Raw genomic sequence first — 19,577 nt, forward strand, 5'->3', positions numbered from 1 at the left:
CCCAGTTACCACGCTGACTCGCCGTCAACTCCACACGATCAAAAGCCGTCAACGGAAGCACACCCACTTCTCTTGAGACCAGACCGAGCCAACCGGAGCAACGATCGCCACAACAGTAATGAAGGTTAGGCTAACCTTGCAACGCCTTGCAGCGGAGGTCCGTGGCCCGGCTAGGATGGCGGTGGTGCTGGTTCGCCCCGTCAGCCAGGTGGGGTGTCGTAAGAGGGAACCCGGTGTGAGACCGGGACTGCCCCGCAGCGGTGAGTGGGAACGAAAGCCGTCATCGAGCACTGGACCGCAGGGTCTGGGAAGCGACGGCCGGTAGGTGGTGTGACACCGTGCCCGCGAGTCCGAAGACCTGCCAACACTGCGCCCGCCGTCCGGTGGGCGCCGCCGGCGGTCTCTCGGGAGGACCAGGGCGGAAGCCGGCCCTCGGCCGCGTCTTCCCCTCCCCCTCGCGTGCCCGCCGGGCACTTCGAGGGAAGGAAATCCCTGGTGACCTACACCTTCGGGCAGAGCACTGTGCTCGGCTATCCGCGCATCGGCGCCAACCGGGAACTGAAGAGGGCCGTCGAGGCCTACTGGGCCGGCAGCATCGGCGCCGACGACCTCGAGAAGACCGCCGCCGGGCTGCGGTCCGAGGTGTGGCAGCAGCTGCGCAACGCCCGCCTCGACTCGATCCCGTCGAACACGTTCTCCTACTACGACCATGTCCTGGACACCGCGGTCGCGGTCGGCGCGATCCCAGCCCGGTTCGCCCGGCTCGGCCTGTCCGCCCTGGACACCTACTTCGCGATGGCGCGCGGCGTCGACGCCGAACCGGCGCTGGAATTGACCAAGTGGTTCGCGACGAACTACCACTACCTGGTTCCGGAGATCGACGCGGACACGGTCTTCGAAGCCAACCCCACAAAGGCCCTCTCCGAGTACGCCGAAGCGCGCGCCCTGGGCATCGAGACGCGTCCGGTGCTGATCGGTCCGGCGACGTTCCTGCTGCTGGCCAAGGGCGCGGACCCGTTCGCACGCCTCGACGACCTGGTCGAGGCGTATGCGCGGATCCTCAACGCGCTCGCCGATGCGGGCGTGGGCTGGGTGCAGCTCGACGAGCCGGCGTATGTGGCCGACCGCACTCCGGCCGAAGTCGAAGGGCTTCGCCGCGCCTACACCCGGCTCGGGGAGCTGGCCAAGCGGCCCCGAATCTTCGTGGCCACCTATTTCGGGGAGATCCGCGGGGCCCTGACCGCGCTGCTCGACACCCCGATCGAAGCGATCGGCCTGGACCTGGTCGCCGGGCCCGGTAACCTGCGCAAGCTCGCCGCCTCCGGACCGCTCGCCGGGCGGACCATCGTGGCCGGTCTCGTCGACGGGCACAACATCTGGCGCACCGACCTGCGGGCCGCGATCACCACCGGCGCTACCGTCACCGCCCTGGCCGACCATGTGGCCGTGTCCACCTCGTGCTCGCTGCTGCACGTGCCGGTCGACCTGTCGGTGGAGACCCGGCTGGCACCGGAACTGTTCGAGCGGCTGGCGTTCGCCCGGCAGAAGGTCGACGAGGTGGTGCTGCTCGGCAAGGCGCTCCGCGATGGAACGGCGCATGTGCCCGTACCGCTGCCCGCCGGTCCGCAAGCGTGGCGCAACGGTGACGTGCGCGCCCGCCTGGCCGCCCTCTCCCCCGCCGCGCGGCGGCGCGCACCCTTTGTGGAGCGGGCCGCCCTCCAGCAGGCGCACCTGAACCTGCCGGAGTTGCCGACCACGACCATCGGCTCGTTCCCGCAGACCGGCGAGTTGCGCAAGGCGCGCGCCGAACTGCGGGCCGGCCGGCTCGACGCCGCCGGTTACACGGCGCGGATGCGGGCCGAGGTCGAACACGTCATCCGTCTACAGGAACAGCTGGGCCTGGACGTGCTGGTGCACGGCGAGCCGGAACGCAACGACATGGTCCAGTATTTCGGCGAGCAGCTCGACGGGTTCGCCGCGACCGACCACGGCTGGGTCCAGTCGTACGGTTCCCGGTGCGTGCGGCCGCCGATCATCTACGGCGACGTGGCCCGCAAGGCGCCGATGACGGTCGAGTGGTCGGCCTACGCCCAGTCGCTGACGGCCAAGCCGGTCAAGGGCATGCTCACCGGGCCGGTCACCATTCTGGCGTGGTCGTTCGTGCGCACCGACCAGCCGCTGAGTGACACCGCCGACCAGGTGGCGCTGGCGTTGCGGGACGAGACCGCCGACCTGGAGTCCGCCGGGATCCGGGTGATCCAGGTCGACGAGCCCGCCCTGCGGGAGACGCTGCCATTGCGTCATGCCGACCAGAAGGCCTACCTGCAATGGGCGGTCGGCGCGTTCCGGCTGGCCACCAGCGGAGTCGCCGACGAGACGCAGATCCACACCCACCTGTGCTATTCGGAGTTCGGGGAGGTGATCACCGCGATCGACGAACTCGACGCTGACGTCACCAGCATCGAGGCGTCCCGTTCGAAGATGGAGGTCCTCGGCGACCTGGCCGCCATCGGCTACAGCCGCGGCGTCGGCCCCGGCGTCTGGGACATCCACTCCCCGCGCGTGCCGTCACACGATGAGGTGGTGACGGCGCTGCGCAACGCCGTCGCCGCCGTCCCGGCCCGCCGGCTGTGGGTCAACCCCGACTGCGGCCTGAAGACGCGCGGATACCCGGAGACCGAGGCGTCCCTCCGGCGCCTGGTCGCGGCCGCCGCCGAGGTGCGCGGCAGCTGACCATCCTGGGGTCAGGAGAGACGGGCGGCTTCGGCGGCGGCGAGCAGGAATGCGCCGACGCCGAAGTCGGCGGTGGACGAGGCGAGGACCGGCTGGCTCGATTCCGGCGCGTACCCCACGCCCTGCACATATCCGAGAAGACCGTCAGCGCGGACCGCGGTGGCGACCATGCCGTTCCAGGCCCGAGCGACCACCGGCAGATACGTCGCACGGTCGATCACGCCGGTCCGGATGCCGTGGGCCAGCCCGAACACGAAGAACGCCGTCCCGCTGGTCTCCGGGCCGCCGAAATGGCTCGGATCGGCCAGGTTCACGTTCCAGAAGCCGTCGGTGCGCTGCGATTTCGCCAGCGCACGGGCCAGGCCCTGGATGTTGTACCGGTACTCCGGCCAGCGCGTGCCGAGATCCGGCCGCAGCGCCAGCACCTTCGCATGCGCCGCGATCGCCCAGCCGTTGCCGCGCGACCAGAACACCGGTCTCCCGGCGGGCGAGACGGCCTTCTTGGCGTCGCCGTCGCGCCACCACAGTTCGTTGCTGTAGTCGTACAGAACCCTGGTCTTCTTGGTGTGTTGATACAGATTCCAGAGCTTTTGCAGGTACGGGTCACCGCCGACGTATCCGGCCGCGCGCACGAAGACCGGCATCGCCATGTGCAGTGCGTCCACCCACCACCAGTCGTCGATCTTGGTGCCGGCCACCATCCGGCGGATCGACTCGTTGATGGCCGCCACCTTGGCCGGTTCCGGGGCGATGTCGTGCAGGTCGTAGTAGACCTGTCCGGCCATGTGGTCGTCGGCGTGCCGGGTGGCGACCCCGTTGTGCAGCCCGTAGCCGTTCTGCTCGGCCCAGGTGCGCGCGTATTGCAGGTAGCGGGCTTCGCCGGTCGCCCGGTGCAGGGCCATGTTCCCGCTGAAGTAGGCCGCCCGCGCCCACTGGTTGTCGCCCGGGTTGGTGTGCGCGCCGATCCAGTGATCGTTGACCCTCCGCGCGACGGCGAGGATGTCGTCCCGGGACGGAAGCACCGCCGATGGGGCGGCGACCGCGGGACGTGCCGTGGTCGCGGCGATTCCCGCTCCGGCCAGTCCGGCGAGCAGGACTCGGCGGTTGATCTCGCGGACCATCCCGGCTCTCCTTTCGGTACGACCGGCACGGCCGCGTGGGCCGTGCCGGTGGGCGGGATCAGCAGTACAGGTTGGTGCCGGCCGGGACGCCGAGGATCTGGGTGAACCGGTTGTACGCGTCGACGCGGCTCTGCACCTGTCCCGGGTTGGCGCCGTTGCATTCGAGGCTGCCGTTGATGGTGCGGATCGTCTGGCCGAATCCGGCGCCGTTGACCATCGCGTTGTGGCCGGTCATGCTGCCCGCACCGGTGGAGGTCATCCAGAACCACAGGCCGGTCTTCCAGGCGACCGCGGCGTCGTTCTGCACCAGCCACGGGTTGCCCAGCAGGTCGATGCCGAGCGCGTCGCCGGCCGCCTTGTAGTTGAAGTTCCAGGACAGCTGGATCGGGCCGCGCCCGTAGTAGGCGGCCTGCCCGGCCGGGCACCCGTAGGGCTGGCCCCAGTCGCAGTAGTGCGGGTAGTTCGCGGTGTTGATCTCCACGATGTACCGCAGGCCACCGGTCTCGTGGTTGACGTTGGCCAGGAACGCGGCGGCCTCCTGCTTGCGCACGGTGTCGCTGCCGGTCTTGGCGAACTGGCCGTACGCCCCCATCGCGGTGACCAGGCCGCTGTAGCTGTAGAAGCCGTTGCGGCTGGGGAACATCTGGTTGAACTGGGCCTCGGTGACCACGAACCCACCCGGGTTGGTCGGCGGGGTGCTGCCGGTGGGCGCGTTCCACTTCTGGTTGGCGCCGCCGGTGCAGGTCCAGATCTGGGCGAGGGTGAAGTCGGCCGAGGAGTTGCCGGCCAGGTCGAGGCACTTGTTGGCGTTCGGGTTCACCAGATCCCGGGCGCTGCTGTACACCCACTGCTGGGCGGCCGAGCCGTTGCAGTCCCACAACTGGACCTTCGTGCCGTCGGCGGTGCCGGCCGACGCGACGTCCAGGCACTTGCCGGCGGTACGGATGGTGCCGTCGCCGGGGAAGGTCCACTGCTGGGTGGCTCCGCCGACGCAGGAGTAGAGGTCGATCGCCGTACCGTTGGCGGTGTTTCCTCCGGCGGAGCCGATGCATTTTCCGGCGAGTCCGGTGATCTGGCCGGTCACCGCGGCCGAGGCGGCCTGGCCGGACAGGGCGAGAAGGCCGCCGGTGACGGCCAGGGCAAGGGCTGCTGACAGTACGCGCAAGCGAGAGCTCATCGAGGGGATTCCGTCCGTCGGTCCGTGGGGGCGGTGGGGCGTCGACGCTTGCCGCTACTCAAGTTCATCGAAGGGCGCGAGTGCAATAAAGTTTGTTTAGAAATCGCGGACCGGCGGTGGAAGTTCATGAAACACCGCAGCGCGCGGGAGCGTCGCCGTCAATCCGGCGGGTGACCATCGCCGCGGCCGGACTCGCGGGCCGCGTAGTCACGGGGCGAGAGGTCGTGGAAGCGGGTGAAGGCGGCGCTGAAGGTCGGCAGGTGGGCGTAGCCCACCCGGCGGGCGACGGCGCTCGGCTTGGCGCCGCCGGCGAGCAGGTCGCGGGCTATCCGCATGCGGGCGGCGTAGCGCCAGCGGGCGAAGCTCATGCCGGTCTGTTCGCGGAAGGCGCGGTGGGTATCGGCGGGCACGTCGAGCTCCGACCCGCCACCGGACGTGCCGATGCCGCGCAGGTAGTCCATGGCCGCCGCCCGGGCCCGGGGGTCGGCCGGCATCGGCACCGACAGCGCCCGCTGCGCGGCGACCTGCTCGGCGAACAGGTCGACGACATGGCTGGGGTCGTAGTCGCCGGGGCGCACCGGGGTGCGGGCGCTGATCGAGCAGAACATCAGGTAGTCGTCCCAGGCGGGCGAGAACTGGGCCTGTAGCGGCTCGGTCAGTTGCAGGTCCCCGGCGCCGGCGTTGCCGAGGGGCAGCGAGATCGAGTTCTCGTGGACCCCGGCGGTGTGTTCCGAGCCGGCCGGGATCCAGGTCGCGACGCCCCGTTCCTGCTGGTAGCGGTGGTCGCCGATGTCGACGTACCCGCTGCCGCGATACGTCCAGATGAGCACGTGGACGTGGTTGGTGTGCAGCGGTGTGCGAGCCGCGGGCAGCGCTCCGGGCACGGCGGGGGTGTCCGCCGCGCGCATGATGCGCAGCAGGTCGTCGGTCCGGTGTGCCGGCCCGCTCGCGGCGGGCCGGGTGGTGATGCTCCGGCCGAACTCGTGCGGGGTCTGCCGGAACTGCTGTTTGAAGGCGCGAGTGAAACCGTTCCGGGTGGCGAAACCCACGCGCGCCGCGACCCGTTCGGCGCTGTGGCCGGCGGCCAGGTGCTCGACAGCGGCGTTCAGCCGGCAGCGCAGTCGCCACTGCTCGAAGGTCAGGCCGGTGTCGGCGCGGAAGTCGCGGAGCAGGGTGCGCGGGCTGGACAGCACCTTTTGCGCCCATTGCGTGACAGTGAGGTCGAGCGCGGGATTGCGGAGCAGTTCGGCGGCCACTTCCCGGGCTCCGCGGGCTTTCGGCATGACCGGCCGGGTGTCCTCCGCCGGCCCCGGGGGGCGCGATCCGGGACGGCGCAGCAGATCGGCGAGCGGGTCCTGGGAGTAGCCGTGGCCGGCCAGCGGCGTGACCGTGAGGTTGAAGTTCTGGATCAGCCAGTCCTGCCAGCCGCCGGGGACCGCGAACCGTCTCGGCTCGGACAGTGCCCCGGCCGCGACGCTCGGATGTGTCAGCAGAGGGAAGGCGACCGTGCCGGGCTCGGTGGCGATCGTCCAGTGGTTGCCGACGTCGGCCGGAATCCAGACGCCCTCGCCGGCGGCCAGGCGGAACTCCGGGCTGTCCGCCACCTGCACACACGCCGAGCCGGTGCGGACCCAGAGCAGCAGGTGCTCGCTCTGGTCCCAGAGGCCGCTCGACCGTACCGGAGGGATCGGCGGAGGTGGATCGATGCCCATCACGTCCTAACCATATGGCGATCGGCGCACACCTTTGAAGGTTAGGCTCACCTAACTTGCCGCCTCGAAGGGATCCACCCCGGAATGCCGAAGACCTCACGCCGGATCACCGTGCGTCCCTTGACCCTGCGGGAGGTCGAGGTCGTCGAGGTGACGGACCTGACGTCGGGGATGCGCCGGATCACCCTGTCCGGGGCGCAGCTGGGTGAGTTCACCTCGGCGAACGGCTTCCCCCAGCCGGCATTCGAGTCGACGGGCTTCGACGACGACATCCGGCTGGTGTTCTGCTATCCCGGCCAGAGTGAGCCGGTTCTGCCCGTACAGACGGAGAAAGGTGTTGATCTGCCGCGCGCCCCGCGGCCTCTGTCGCGGATCTACACCGTGCGGCGGTGGGACCCGGGAACGGGCCGGCTGGATGTCGACTTCGTCAAACACGGCATCGGCGTGGGTACGACCTGGGCGTACCGCGCCCAGGTCGGGGACCGCATCCACTTCTACGGGCCGAGCGCGTCCCGTGCGCTCCCCGGCGACGCGGACTGGCTGCTGGTCGCCGGCGACGACACGACCATCCCGGCGATCGCCCGCCTGCTCGAAGAACTGCCCGAGGACACCAGGGCCCAGGTGTTCATCGAGATCGCCGGGAACGAGCTGCGCCAGGAGTTGCGTGAGCTGCCCGGTGTCGAGGTGACCTGGCTGCTGCGTGACGGCGCCACCACGCTCCTGGTCGACGCGGTCCGCGACTGCGGCTGGTGGGACGGCAGGCCGTACGCGTGGCTGGCCGGGGAACAGACGACGGTACGCGACCTCCGGCGCCATCTCGTCGAGGACCGGGCAGTGCCCAAGGAGGACGTCGGGTTCGCCGGGTACTGGCGTCGCGGCGAGGTCGTCGCCCTGGAGGACGACGCCGCGGTGCCCGACCCCGGGAAGACGAGAACCCCGTTCGAGAGACTGCACGATCTGACCGAGCTGATCGCGCCGGTGGCGATCCGCACCGCCGTCGAGCTCGGGGTGCCCGAGCTGATCTCCCGGGGCGTGACCGGCGTCGCGGAGCTGGCCGCCAAGGTGGGCGCCGACGAGCGGGCGCTGGGCAAACTGCTGCGTTACCTGCACACCCTGGACGTCCTCACCCCGGCCGGCCCGAACCACTACGACCTGACGCCGGTCGGTGAGGTCCTGACCGTCGAGTTCGTCGCCGGCGCGCTGCATCCCGCCGGGGTGGTGGGACGCGAGATGCTCGGCATCCGCGGGCTCACCGAGTCGATCCGCACCGGCCGCGCCGCCTACGCCTCGGTCACCGGGCAGACCTTTGCCGAGGTTCGCGCCGAACAGGACTACGAGGACCGCTACCTGGAACGCCTCGCGTTGTTCCAGGCCACGCTGGCCGAGCCGATCGCCACCTCGGACATCCTCAAAGGAGTACGGCACCTGGTGCTGCACTCCGGCGGCGCGGCCGCCCAGGCACGCGAGTTCGTCGCCGCCCACCCCGACCTGCGCGTGACGATCTGCGCGCTGCCCGCCCAGGCCGACTGGCTGCGCCGCGACCTGCCCGCCACCATCCCCGACGAGCAGCAGCGCGCCCGGGTCGGCGTGGTCGAGCAGTCCGTCTTCGAACCCGGCCCGGCCGCCGACGCGGTGTTCATCATCCGCGCCTTCAAGGCCCTGCCCGACGCCGACGCCGCCCACGCCCTGCGCCGGGCCGCCGAGAACCTCCTCCCCGGAGGCCGGGTGCTGCTGGTCGAAGACCTCTTCGACACCGACGACCTCGACGAGCACGACGGCGAAGCCGACCTGCTCGCCCTCGCCGTGCACGGCTCCGGGCTGCGCACCGCCGCCGAACTCGACGCCGTCATCACCCGGGCCGGACTGACCCGCAGCGCCACGCACTCCGTCGGCTGGGGCGCCACCGTCCACGAACTCGCACCCTCACCCCGACGGCTTGCGCCCTCACCCCGAAAATAGAGAAAGAGAACACCTTGATGACTGAAACCCGACGACGCGGTACGGCGCTGGCCGCCGCCCTGATGGGTGTCGCCCTCGTCCTCACCGCCTGTGGTGGCAACGACAGCGAGAGCACCACCGACACGGCCGCGGCTGCCAAGACCCGCACCGTCACGGCCGGCAACGGTGCCGTCGAGATCCCCGCCGCCCCGCAGCGGGTGGTCGCGCTCGGCAACACGACCCAGCCGTTCATCGACATCGGCGGCAAGCCGGTGGGCGTGACCGAGCTCTCCGCGTCCGAGCTCGACCCCATCCCCGCCGAGCAGAAGGCCACCTACGAGGCCGCCACCAAGCTCGGGGCTGACACCGCTGAGGTCGACCTGGAGAAGCTCGCCGGCCTCAAGCCGGACCTCATCCTGGTCCAGGTGCCCGACGACGAGTTCGAGGGCATCAAGAAGCAGCTGGAGGCGGTCGCCCCGACGCTCTTCTGGGGACTCGACACCGAGTGGAAGGCCTTCGCCGACGCGCTCGCCACGGCCGGCAACCTCACCGATTCCCTGAGCCAGCAGAAGACGCAGTTCACCGACAAGATCGCGAAGATCAAGGCGACCTACCCCGCGATCATCGCCGACACCAAGTTCGTCGCGGTCGACCGCTGGGACAACTCCGACCCCGGCACGTTCGTCATCAGCGACTTCGGCTGCATCGAGATCGCCCAGGGTGACATCGGCCTGAACGCCCCCAAGGCGGCCGCCGGCGCCGATCCCCTGGGCTGGACGAACCTGCCGTTCGAGCAGATCGCCGGGCTGACCAAGTACGACGTGATCCTGTACCCGGTCGACGCCGCGGGACAGCCGAAGAAGGCCTTCGCGCCGGTCGTCGAGTCCAACACCTGGAAATCCCTGTCGACCGTGACCTCCGGCCACGCGCTCGGCGTCTTCTGCCCCGGCAACAACTCCTACGGGCCCGTCCTGCAGTACCTGGACTCGCTCGACCGGGCGCTGGCGGCCCTGCCCGCCAAGAAGTGACAGTCCTCGCCCAACAGCACGACGGTCCGGGCGCCACCACGGCGCCCGGACCGCGTCGTCGTCTGCTCGGCCTGGTGACGGCGCTGCTGGTGCTCTCGGCCCTGCTGGTGCTGAGCGTGCTGATCGGATCGACCGAGATCTCCCCGTCGGTGGTGTGGAACGCCCTGTTCCATCCATCGGCCGACATCGACCAGTTCGCGATCCGCGACTACCGGCTGCCGCGCACGATCATCGGCCTGGCCGTCGGCGTCGCGCTCGGCCTGTCCGGCGCGCTGATCCAGGCGATCACCCGCAACCCGCTGGCCGATCCGGGTGTGCTCGGCGTCCATGCCGGCGCGTCCTTCGCGGTGACGGTCGCCGTGGGCGTGCTCGGTATCCGGGAGATCCAGGGCTACATGTGGTTCGCGTTCGCGGGAGCGCTGATCGTCACGCTCATGGTGCTCGCCCTCGGGTCGACGCGGCAGGGCCAGTCGCCTGTCGTCATGGTGCTCGCCGGGGTCTGCGTCGGCGCGGTGCTCGGCGGCGCCCGGGAGGCGATCCAGCTGACCGACCCGGAGGCCTTCGACGCGATGCGCTCCTGGAACGCCGGTTCGATCGTGGGCCGCCCACTCGACCTGCTGTGGCCGATCCTGCCGCTGCTCGCCGTGGCGCTCGTGCTCGCCCTGGCCGTGTCCGGCCCGCTCAACGCCATGGCGCTGGGCGACGATCTCGCCACCGCCCAGGGCGTCCACCCGGCGCGCACCCGCATCCTCGCGGTCGTCGCGCTCACCCTGCTCGCCGGCGGCGCGACCGCGATCGCCGGGCCCGTCGCCTTCGTCGGGCTGATGGTCCCGCACGTGGCCCGCTGGATCGTCGGCCCGAATCAACGCTGGATCTTCGTCTACAGCATCCTTCTGGCGCCGAGTCTGCTGCTGGCCTCCGACATCGTCGGCCGCATCGTCATGCGCCCCGGTGAGATCCCGGTGGGCATCGTGACGGCCTTCATCGGCGCCCCCGTCCTCATCATCCTGGTCCGGCGGAACAAGGCGAGCGGCCTGTGAGCGCGCGCAGTGTGCTGGTGCTGCGGCGCCGGCGGGTCGCGGTCCGGCTCGAGTGGCGCTCACTGGTCGTCTGCGCGGTCCTCGCGGCCGCGATCATCGCCGTGGCGGTGCTCGCGCTGATGACCGGCTCCTATCAGCTCGGCCCGGATCAGGTGGTCTCCGCGCTGACCGGTGGAGAGAGCGGGCTGGTGCACACCATCGTGGTCGAGTGGCGGCTGCCGCGGGTGACGGCGGCGGTGGTGTTCGGCGCCGCGCTCGGCGTGAGCGGGGCGGTGTTCCAGTCGATGCTGCGCAATCCGCTCGCCGACCCCGGCATCATCGGGTTCTCCCAGGGCTCGTTCACCGGCGCGCTGATCGTGATCCTGGTCGTCAACGGCACCTACCTGCAGCTCGTCGGCGGGGCTCTGGTGGGCGGCATGGCCACCGCCGTCGCCGTGTACCTGCTCGCCTACCGGCGCGGGATGCAGGGATTCCGGCTGATCGTCGTCGGCATCGGGGTCTCTGCGATGCTGGAGTCGATCAACACGTGGCTGATCCTCAAAGCCGACCTGGAAGAGGCGATGGCCGCGGCCGTGTGGGGCGCCGGGTCGCTCAACGGCGTGTCCTGGGGGCAGGTGGCCGTCGGCGGCGTCTGCATCGGCGTGCTCCTGCTGCTTGCGGCTTCGTTGAGCCGCCCGATGCGGCAGCTGGAACTGGGCGACGCCGCAGCCGCCTCCCACGGGGTCCGTGTGTCGCCGACCCGCCTCGGGCTGATGGTGGTGGGGGTGGCGCTGACCGCGACGGTCACCGCCGCGTCCGGGCCGATCGCGTTCATCTCCCTGGTCGCGCCGCAGATCGCCCGGCGGCTGGCCCGTACCGCCGGGATCACCCTCGCACCCGCCGCCTTCGTCGGCGCGCTGCTGTGCCTGACGGCGGACTACCTCGCGCAGCACGTCGCCCCGACTCCCCTGCCGGTGGGGATCATCACCGTCATCCTCGGCGGCGGATACCTCGGCTGGCTGCTGTTCAGCGAGGCCCGGCGACGTCTCTGAAGACCCGGTTTCCTGCCTGTGTCGGAACGGCCGCGTGCGGGTTTCCGGAATCGATTTCGGCATGACACACCTCTCATTTGCTTGATCCGAGCGGATGCCTGACGAAAACATTGCCTTCGATCTATTCAGGAGAGCTCGTCGCGGCCACCCAAAGGTGGCCGCCCATCCGAAGGTGATCCGGTGACTCACACCCGTTTCGAATCGATTGGCGCTTATCTTCCGACTGCCGTCGTCGCCACCCGGGACCTCGTCGCACAGATGAGCTATCAGCCACCGTTCGATCTCCAGAGCATTACCGGAATCGCGGAGCGGCGAGTCCATGACAAGCGGCCGGACTCGTTCGAGGACTCGTTCGTGCTGGCCCGGCGGGCGGCTGAGGACTGTCTGTCCCGCTCCCGGTACGCCGCCGGCGATCTTGACGTGATCGTCTCGACCTCGATCACACGTTTCAAGGACGGTGACGACTTTCATTTCGAGCCGTCCTTCGCTCACCAACTGGCCCGGGTGCTGGGCGCGCGTCAGGCGATTCATTTCGACGTTTCAAACGCGTGTGCGGGAATGATGTCCGGTGTCGCGATCCTGGATCGTATGGTCAAGGCGGGCGTCGTACGAAACGGAATGGTGGTGAGCGGTGAGCGGATCACCGCGATCGCCGAGACCGCGGTGCAGGAGATCAGCGAGCGGTACGACCCGCAGTTCGGCTCGCTGACCGTCGGCGACTCCGGCGCGGCGGTGATCATCGATGAGTCCACCTCGGCGGACGACCGGATCCACTACGTCGAGCTGATGACCTGCGCCGAGTACTCGCACCTGTGCATCGGCAAACCGAGCGACCGCAACCAGGGCATCGCTCTTTACACCGACAATCATCAGATGCACAAGGAGGAACGCTCGGCGCTGTGGACCCGCTTCCAGAGCGACTTCCTGGCCAAGCGTGGGTCGACCGTCGCCGCCGAAGGCTACGACTACATCATCCACCACCAGGTCGGCAGCAGGTTCATCGGCAACTTCAACGCCCATGGTGAGGCCGCCTTCGGCACACCGATGCCCGAGTCGCTGTCCGTGGTCGAGAAGTACGGCAACACGTCCACCACCTCGCACTTCCTGGTTCTGCACGACCACCTGCGCAGCCCCGCGGCACGGGCCGGCGCGAAATACCTGTTCGTCCCGGCCGCTTCGGGTGTCGTCACCGGCTGCGTGTCCGCCACCATCAGCTCGCTGGAGGTCTGAGCATGCCCGCCGCCATCATGTCCACGGCCGTGAGCACGGATCCGGACCTCGGCGGATCCATCGCGCACGCCTCGGCCGCCGCGACCGCCTGCATCGAGCGGGCGGGCCTCCACCCGGACCAGGTGGACCTGCTGATCAACGTCGGGGTGTACCGCGACGAGAACATGGCCGAGCCGGCGATGGCGGCGCTGATCCAGAAGAACATCGGCACCAACCTGGACTACCTGCGGTCGGGCCGGCCGACCCTGTCCTTCGACCTGATGAACGGGGCCTGCGGGGTGCTCAACGCGGTCCAGGTGGCCGGCGCGTTCCTGGACACCGGCGACGCCGAGTTCGCCCTGGTCGTCTCCGGGGACGCGCATCCGTCCGGGCGCCCGGATCCGTCGTTCGGGTACGCCACGGCCGGTGCGGCGATGCTGTTGTCGCGGGCGGCCGGCGCCGGCACCGGGTTCGGCCGGATCGGTGTCGCCGCCGACGACGGTGACACGCCGGGTGTGGTCGGCTACCTCGATCTCGACGCGGTCGGCACCCGCGGGCGGGAGCTGGTCCGGGTGGACCGGGACGCCGGCTACACCGAACGGCTGGTCGAGTTCGCGGCCGCCGAGGCGGCCCGGTATGCCGCCGAGGAAGGCCTCGACCTCTCCGACACGCTGCTGGTCGCGTCGCAGCCGACGCCGGAGTTCGCGGCCGAGCTGGCCCGGCGTCTGGGGATCGCCGCACCGGCCGTGGTCACGGTGCGCGACGTCGACGGGGACCCGCACTCGTCCGCGCTGACCTTCGCCTATCACCAGGCGGTCGGTGCCGGGCAGGCGGCGGCGTACCCGCAGGCGTTGTTCGTGGCCGCGGGCGCCGGCCTGTCGGTGGCGTGTTCGGTCTACCGCGGTGGCCGCTGATGGCCGCTTCGACGATGGTCGGCGCTGCGGCCCGGCTGGCCGCCCACGCGGAGGCCTTCGGCGCCCGGGACGCCGTGATCTGGCCCGGCCACGGCCGGCTCACCTTCCGGGAGCTGGACGAACGCTCCGACGCGTACGCCGCCGGGCTGGCCGCCCGGGGTGTCGGCTGGGGCACGAAGACCGTACTGATGCTGCGCCCGGGTCTGGAGTTGTTCCCGGTGCTGTTCGGGCTGGTGAAGCTGGGCGCGGTGCCGGTCGTGGTGGACCCCGGCATGGGCGTCCGCCGGATGCTGCACTGTTACCGCAGCGCGGGCGCTGAAGCGTTCATCGGCGTCGGGGTCGCCCACGTGGTGCGGCTGCTCAACCGGCGGGCGTTCGCCGGGGTGCGCACCCTGGTGACCGCCGGGCGGCGGTGGGGCTGGGGCGGGACCACGCTGACTGAGCTCGCCGGGCACCGCGGTACCCGGCCGGACGTCTCGCCGGACCCGGACGACCTGGTGATGATCGGCTTCACCACCGGCAGCACCGGCCCGGCCAAGGGCGTCGAGTCGACCCATGGCGCGCTGGACGCGATGATCGAGCAGGTGATCGCCGGGCACGGCCAGTCCCCGGACGACGTCGGGCTGGTCACCTCGCCGATGTTCGGTGTCCTGCACCTGTTGATCGGCTCCACCTGCGTGCTCGCCCCGGTCGACCCGACCCGGGTGGGTGACGCCGTTCCGGAGGCGATCGCCGACACGATCGAGGAGTACGGCGTCACCGCGATGTTCGCCTCCCCGGCACTGCTCGACCCTTTCGGGCGGTACCTGCGTGACACCGGCCGGCGGCTGCCGGCCCTACGGACGCTGGTGTCCGGCGGCGCCCCGGTCGCCGACCGGATCGTGCGGCTGTTGCACCGGGACGGCCTGCGGTTCGACACCACGTACGGCGCGACCGAGGTGCTGCCGATCGCCTCGATCGAGTCGCGCGAGATCCTGCTCGACACCGGTGCGGGCAGCCGCGCCGGGGCGGGCACGTGTGTCGGCCGGCCAGTGGACGGGATCGAGGTGCGCATCGTGCGTACCACCGATGAGCCGATGCCGGTGTGGGGTGACGACCTGCTCGTGGCGCCGGGTGAGATCGGTGAGGTCACCGTCGCCGGTCCCACCGTCAGCCCTCGGTACCACCGGCTGCCCGAGGCCGACGCGGCCGCCAAGATCTCCGACGGTGACCGGCGCTGGCACCGGACCGGTGACCTCGGCTGGATCGACGAGCACGGCCGGATCTGGTTCTGCGGGCGCAAGAGCCAGCGGGTCGGCGACCTGCACACCGTGCAGTGTGAGGGGGTGTTCAACGCCCACCCGGACGTGCGCCGCACCGCGCTGGTCGGCGTCGGCGGCCGCCCGGTGGTCTGCGTCGAGACGCGCCCGGGCTTCGACGGCCATGACCGGCTGCGCCGCGAGCTGCGCGACCTGGCGTTGAGCCGGCCGGTGACCGAGCCGCTGGACACGTTCCTGTTCCATCCGTCGTTCCCGGTCGACATCCGGCACAACGCGAAGATCAACCGGGAGTCCCTGTCGGTGTGGGCGGCGCACCGGCTGCGGCCGCGCCGCCGGCGTGCGACCTGGTGGCGGGGGCGGCCGTGAAGGTGCTGGTGACCGGCGCCTCCGGATTCCTCGGCGGGCACCTCGCCGAGGCGGCGGTCGCGGCCGGCGACGACGTCCGGGCCCTGCTGCGCCCGGGGGCGGCCCTGTCCGTGGACGCCGGTGTGGATCGCGTGGAGGCGGTGCCCGGGGATCTGTCCGACCCGGTGTCATTGGACGTGGCGACGCGGGGAGTGGAGGTCGTCTACCACTCGGCCGCGCGGGTGACCGACCACGGCAGCCGGGCACGGTTCCACGAGACCAACGTCGCCGGCACCGAACGGCTACTGGCCGCGGCCCGGGCCAACGGCGTGCGCCGATTCGTGTTCGTCAGCAGCCCGAGCGCGGTGATGGACGGTGGTGACCAGGTCGCCATCGACGAGAGCGTGCCGTACCCGGCCCGGTATTTGAACTTCTACTCGGAGTCCAAGGCGGCGGCCGAACGTCTCGTGCTGGCCGCGGACACCCCCGGGTTCACCACCTGCGCGCTGCGGCCGCGCGGCATCTGGGGGCCGCGCGACCGGCACGGCTTCCTGCCCCGGATGGTCGCGAAGCTACGCGCGGGCCGCCTGCCCGACCTGTCCGGCGGGCGGGTGGTGCACGCCTCCCTGTGCCACGTCACCAACGCGGTCCGGGCCTGCCTGCTCGCCGCGGGTTCGGACCGGGTCGGTGGCCGGGCGTACTTCGTGGCCGACGCCGAGATCAGCGACGTGTGGGCGCTGACCGCGCAGGTGGCCAGGCTGTTCGACGCGGCGCCGCCGACGCGCCGGGTGCCGCCGGTCCTGCGTGACGCGCTGGTAGCGGCCGTCGAGACGGTGTGGCGCATCCCGTACCTGCAGGACCGGCACTCGCCGCCGCTGTCGCGGTACTCGATCGCGCTGCTGACCAGAACCGGCACGTACGACACGGGCGCCGCGGCCCGCGACTTCGGCTACTCCCCCGTGATCGACCAGCCGACCGGGCTCCGGCAGTTGCGGGCGTGGGCCGACGGCCTCGGCGGCGTCGACGCGTTCACCAGGCACGTCCGGTGAGCCACTACCGGCGGCCGGTGTCGCCGAACGAATGGCTCTACCTGGCCGGTGAGCGCGCCATGCCGCCGCTGGCGATCCAGCTCGTCGTCGAGGGCGAGGGAGATCTCCAACCCGAGACCCTCACCCAGGCGGTACGGGTGGCGTCCGCCGCCTGCCCCGGGGCGCGGCTGGCCCGGCACGGCCGTACCTGGGTCGACACCGGGCGGGAGCCGCCGGTCACCTTCACCGGGCAGTGGTCAGATCATCTGTCCACTCCGTTGCGGCGCGCCTGCGAGGTGGTGGTCACCGAGGGCGCGGTGCTGTTCCGGGTGTCGCACACGGTGATGGACGGCCGGGGCGTGCTGGCGTGGGTGGCGGACGTGTTCCGGGCGCTGCGCGGCGAGCCGCCGCTGGGCGCTGCCTCGGTTCTCACCGACTACGGCCTGGTCGAGCGGCTGGGCGCGCCCGGCCGGCGGCCCCGGGCGAGTGTCGGCTGGCGATCTCCGCTGGCCGGGCCGGCCGGGTTGCAGCAGTGGGCCCGGCGGACCGTCGACGGCCATCATCCCGGGCTGGTCGCGAAACTCGCCGTGGCGGTGGCCGGGTTCACCGGCGCCGGACGCTCCCGCTTCATGGTGCCGGTCGACCTGCGCCGGCACGACCCTGCGCTGCGCAGCACGGCCAACCTGAGCCTGCCGCTGTTCCTCACCGCGGGCCCACGGGACGGGTGGCAGACTCTGCACGAGCAGATCCTGCGCGGTCTCGCCGAACGCCACGAGGTCACCGGTGGACTGGCGGAGCGGGTCGCGTACCGGATGCCATTGGGTCTGCTCTCCGGTTTTCTGCGGATGACCCGTAGTCAGTTCCTGTGCTCGGCGATCCTGTCCCACCTCGGCCGTGTCGACTTGGCCGAGTTCAGCGGCGGCGGGTTCCGGGCATCGACGGTCTTTTCGCTGCCGACCCACGCGCCGCTGGCCCCATTGTCGATCGTGGCGACGGCGCCGCCCGGGCGTACCGAGCTGACCGTGGCCCACCACGGCGCGCCGGACCGCGCCGAGGAACTGCTGGACGCGGTGGAGGCGGCGTTGTCGCCGCATCGGCATTGGGCCGGCAACGACACCCGCCGCGACGTGCCCGCCGATACCCTGACCAGTCTGTTCGCCCGGCGGGTGGCGGCGGACCCGGACGCCGTGGCGCTGATCGGGCCCGCGGGCGAGGTCAGCTACGCCGAGCTGGACCGGCGAGCCGACGCGGTGGCGCACGCGCTGCACCAGCGGGGTGTCGGCCGCGGCGCCGTCGTCGGGCTGCTCGCCGACCGGACGGTGGAGGCCGTCGCGGGGCTGTTCGGCGTGCTCAAGGCGGGTGCGGCCTATCTGCCGCTGGACCCGTCGCACCCGGACGCCCGGATCGAGCGGCTGCTGAGCGACGCGGGCGCCCCGCTGTGCCTGGCCGGGCGCCGCCACGCCGGCCGGGCCGGCGGCGACCACCTGATCCTCGAGGATCTCCCCACCACCGGAGCGCCACCGGCGGCCGACCTCAACACCCCCGGCGACCTGGCGTACGTCATCTACACCTCGGGCTCGACCGGGCAGCCCAAAGGGGTGCAGGTCGAACACGGGAGCCTGGTCAACTACGTCACCTGGGCAACCGAGCTGTACCGGGTCGGCACCCGCACCCGGTTCGCGTTGTTCACCTCGCTGGCGTTCGACCTGACCGGCACGGCGATCCTGTTGCCGCTGCTCGCCGGCGGCAGCGTGGCCCTGGTTTCCGGCGAGGTGACCCACGAGAGTCTGCCCGAGATGCTGGACCGCTCCGGTGCCAACGCCCTCAAACTAACCCCGGCACACCTTGATCTGATCGTACGGCTGAGGCTGTCCCCGACCGGGTTCACCGTGCTCGTCGTCGGCGGCGAGCAGTTGCGCTCGACAGTCGCGGCGGCGGCCCAGCGCGTGTTCGGTCCCGAGTGCCGGATCGTCAACGAGTACGGTCCGACCGAGGCGACGATCGGCTGTGTCACACACGTCTTCGACGCCGGCCGGGACACCGGCGCGGCGGTGCCGATCGGGCGGCCCGTGGCGAACACGGCGGTGCACCTGCTCAACGCCGACGGACGGTTCGTCGCGCCCGGCGAGACCGGTGAGATCCACCTCGCGGGCCGGCAACTGGCGCGCGGCTACCGGGGGCGGCCCGACCTCGACGGCGAACGGTTCCGCCGGCTGGCCGACGGCACCCGGGTGTACCGGACCGGTGACCTGGCCCGGATGTCCGGCGGGGTGCTCGAATACCTGGGCCGCGCCGACGGCCAGCTCCAGATCCGCGGGCACCGGATCGAACCCGCCGAGATCGAGACGGCGATCGAGACGCATCCCGGTGTCGACCGGGCGGTGGTGGTCGCCCGGACCGGGCACGCACACGCGGACAGGCTGCTCTGCGCGTACGTCCTCGGCGCCGGCACGGCCGGCCGGGACATCCGCCGGCACCTGTCGGAGCGCCTGCCGGCGTACATGATCCCGTCCGCGGTCGTCGTCGTCGACGACCTGCCGCGCACGGTGAACGGGAAGATCGACCTCGATTCCCTGCCGGACCCGTTCGCCGATCGCGACGCGCCGACCGGGCCACCGCGCGCCCGGGACGACCTCGAGGAGCACCTGTCGAAGATCTGGGCCCGGATCCTGCGGGTCGACCACGCGCTGATCGGGCCGGACAGCGACTTCCACGCCCTCGGCGGCGACTCGCTGTCGATGCTGGAGATGCTCGCGGCGGTCGCCGCGGAGCTGCCCGGAGCAGCCACCGGGGACGCGCTGGCCGTGCCGGTGATCCGCAACCCGACGCTGGCAGCGGTCAGCGCGGCGATCCGCAACGCCACGAACGTGACGACCTCACCCTCGACGTGACTCGGCACAACGGCCCAGGCACCGCGGGGTGCGGCTCGGTGCCGTGCCCGCCGTGACCGGCGTCGCCCGCGAGCTCTGACCGCGGTACGCCCGCCGTGACGCCGCGGTGATGTGTGCCGTGCGAGGTTGGCCCGCAAGCGGTGAGAGGGGG

13 protein-coding genes and 1 riboswitch are annotated in these 19,577 nt (G+C 71.2%); of the genes, 10 read left to right on the forward strand and 3 right to left on the reverse strand.

Annotation, left to right across the window (positions count from 1 at the left end; all coding sequences use genetic code 11):
- The first annotated feature begins 171 nt into the window (after positions 1–171).
- Positions 172–381: riboswitch (cobalamin riboswitch) on the forward strand.
- 114 nt (positions 382–495) lie between these two features.
- Complete coding sequence (metE, locus tag AB0E94_RS07820) at positions 496–2,733, forward strand: 5-methyltetrahydropteroyltriglutamate--homocysteine S-methyltransferase (protein WP_360323740.1); 2,238 nt, start codon at positions 496–498, stop codon at positions 2,731–2,733.
- A gap of 11 nt (positions 2,734–2,744) precedes the next feature.
- Here the strand turns inward: metE and AB0E94_RS07825 are convergent, their stop codons facing one another.
- The 3 genes from AB0E94_RS07825 to AB0E94_RS07835 form a co-directional block, all read right to left on the reverse strand.
- The gene (locus tag AB0E94_RS07825; protein ID WP_360323742.1) at positions 2,745–3,854 is read right to left on the reverse strand and encodes a glycoside hydrolase family 88 protein; all 1,110 of its coding nucleotides are present in this window, start codon (positions 3,852–3,854) and stop codon (positions 2,745–2,747) included.
- A 58-nt stretch (positions 3,855–3,912) separates the two neighbouring features.
- Complete coding sequence (locus tag AB0E94_RS07830; protein ID WP_360323744.1) at positions 3,913–5,031, reverse strand: glycoside hydrolase family 19 protein; 1,119 nt, start codon at positions 5,029–5,031, stop codon at positions 3,913–3,915.
- 158 nt (positions 5,032–5,189) lie between these two features.
- Positions 5,190–6,743, reverse strand: coding sequence for an AraC family transcriptional regulator (locus tag AB0E94_RS07835; RefSeq protein ID WP_360324152.1), 1,554 nt, complete (start codon positions 6,741–6,743; stop codon positions 5,190–5,192).
- Between the two features lie 120 nt (positions 6,744–6,863).
- On the opposite strand from AB0E94_RS07835, the gene AB0E94_RS07840 reads away from it, so the two are divergent.
- From AB0E94_RS07840 to AB0E94_RS07880, 9 genes are all read left to right on the forward strand, one after another.
- On the forward strand, positions 6,864–8,702 hold the full coding sequence (locus AB0E94_RS07840; protein WP_360323746.1) for a siderophore-interacting protein: 1,839 nt from the start codon (positions 6,864–6,866) through the stop codon (positions 8,700–8,702).
- A 17-nt stretch (positions 8,703–8,719) separates the two neighbouring features.
- Positions 8,720–9,709 (forward strand): ABC transporter substrate-binding protein, encoded by a 990-nt coding sequence (locus AB0E94_RS07845; protein WP_360323748.1) that lies wholly within the window; start codon positions 8,720–8,722, stop codon positions 9,707–9,709.
- Complete coding sequence (locus AB0E94_RS07850; RefSeq protein WP_360323750.1) at positions 9,706–10,749, forward strand: iron chelate uptake ABC transporter family permease subunit; 1,044 nt, start codon at positions 9,706–9,708, stop codon at positions 10,747–10,749. The genes AB0E94_RS07845 and AB0E94_RS07850 overlap by 4 nt, the downstream gene beginning before the upstream one ends.
- Positions 10,746–11,780 carry an iron chelate uptake ABC transporter family permease subunit gene (locus tag AB0E94_RS07855; protein ID WP_360323752.1) on the forward strand — a complete coding sequence of 345 codons (1,035 nt, stop codon included), beginning with the start codon at positions 10,746–10,748 and terminating at the stop codon, positions 11,778–11,780. Before AB0E94_RS07850 ends, AB0E94_RS07855 begins: the two co-directional genes overlap by 4 nt.
- A 258-nt stretch (positions 11,781–12,038) precedes the next feature.
- Positions 12,039–13,010 carry a 3-oxoacyl-[acyl-carrier-protein] synthase III C-terminal domain-containing protein gene (locus AB0E94_RS07860; protein WP_360323754.1) on the forward strand — a complete coding sequence of 324 codons (972 nt, stop codon included), beginning with the start codon at positions 12,039–12,041 and terminating at the stop codon, positions 13,008–13,010.
- Positions 13,011–13,012: 2 nt separating this feature from the next.
- The gene (locus AB0E94_RS07865; protein ID WP_360323756.1) at positions 13,013–13,903 is read left to right on the forward strand and encodes a hypothetical protein; all 891 of its coding nucleotides are present in this window, start codon (positions 13,013–13,015) and stop codon (positions 13,901–13,903) included.
- Positions 13,903–15,528, forward strand: a complete 1,626-nt coding sequence (locus AB0E94_RS07870) for a fatty acid CoA ligase family protein (RefSeq protein ID WP_360323758.1) — start codon at positions 13,903–13,905, stop codon at positions 15,526–15,528. The genes AB0E94_RS07865 and AB0E94_RS07870 overlap by 1 nt, the downstream gene beginning before the upstream one ends.
- Entirely contained in the window at positions 15,525–16,556 is a 1,032-nt protein-coding gene (locus tag AB0E94_RS07875) for an NAD-dependent epimerase/dehydratase family protein (protein ID WP_360323760.1), read from the forward strand. Before AB0E94_RS07870 ends, AB0E94_RS07875 begins: the two co-directional genes overlap by 4 nt.
- Positions 16,553–19,426, forward strand: a complete 2,874-nt coding sequence (locus tag AB0E94_RS07880) for a non-ribosomal peptide synthetase (RefSeq protein WP_360323762.1) — start codon at positions 16,553–16,555, stop codon at positions 19,424–19,426. Before AB0E94_RS07875 ends, AB0E94_RS07880 begins: the two co-directional genes overlap by 4 nt.
- Positions 19,427–19,577: the final 151 nt, after the last annotated feature.

The sequence above is a fragment of the Actinoplanes sp. NPDC026670 genome, assembly GCF_040638175.1.
In the GTDB taxonomy this organism is placed as follows: Bacteria; Actinomycetota; Actinomycetes; order Mycobacteriales; family Micromonosporaceae; genus Actinoplanes.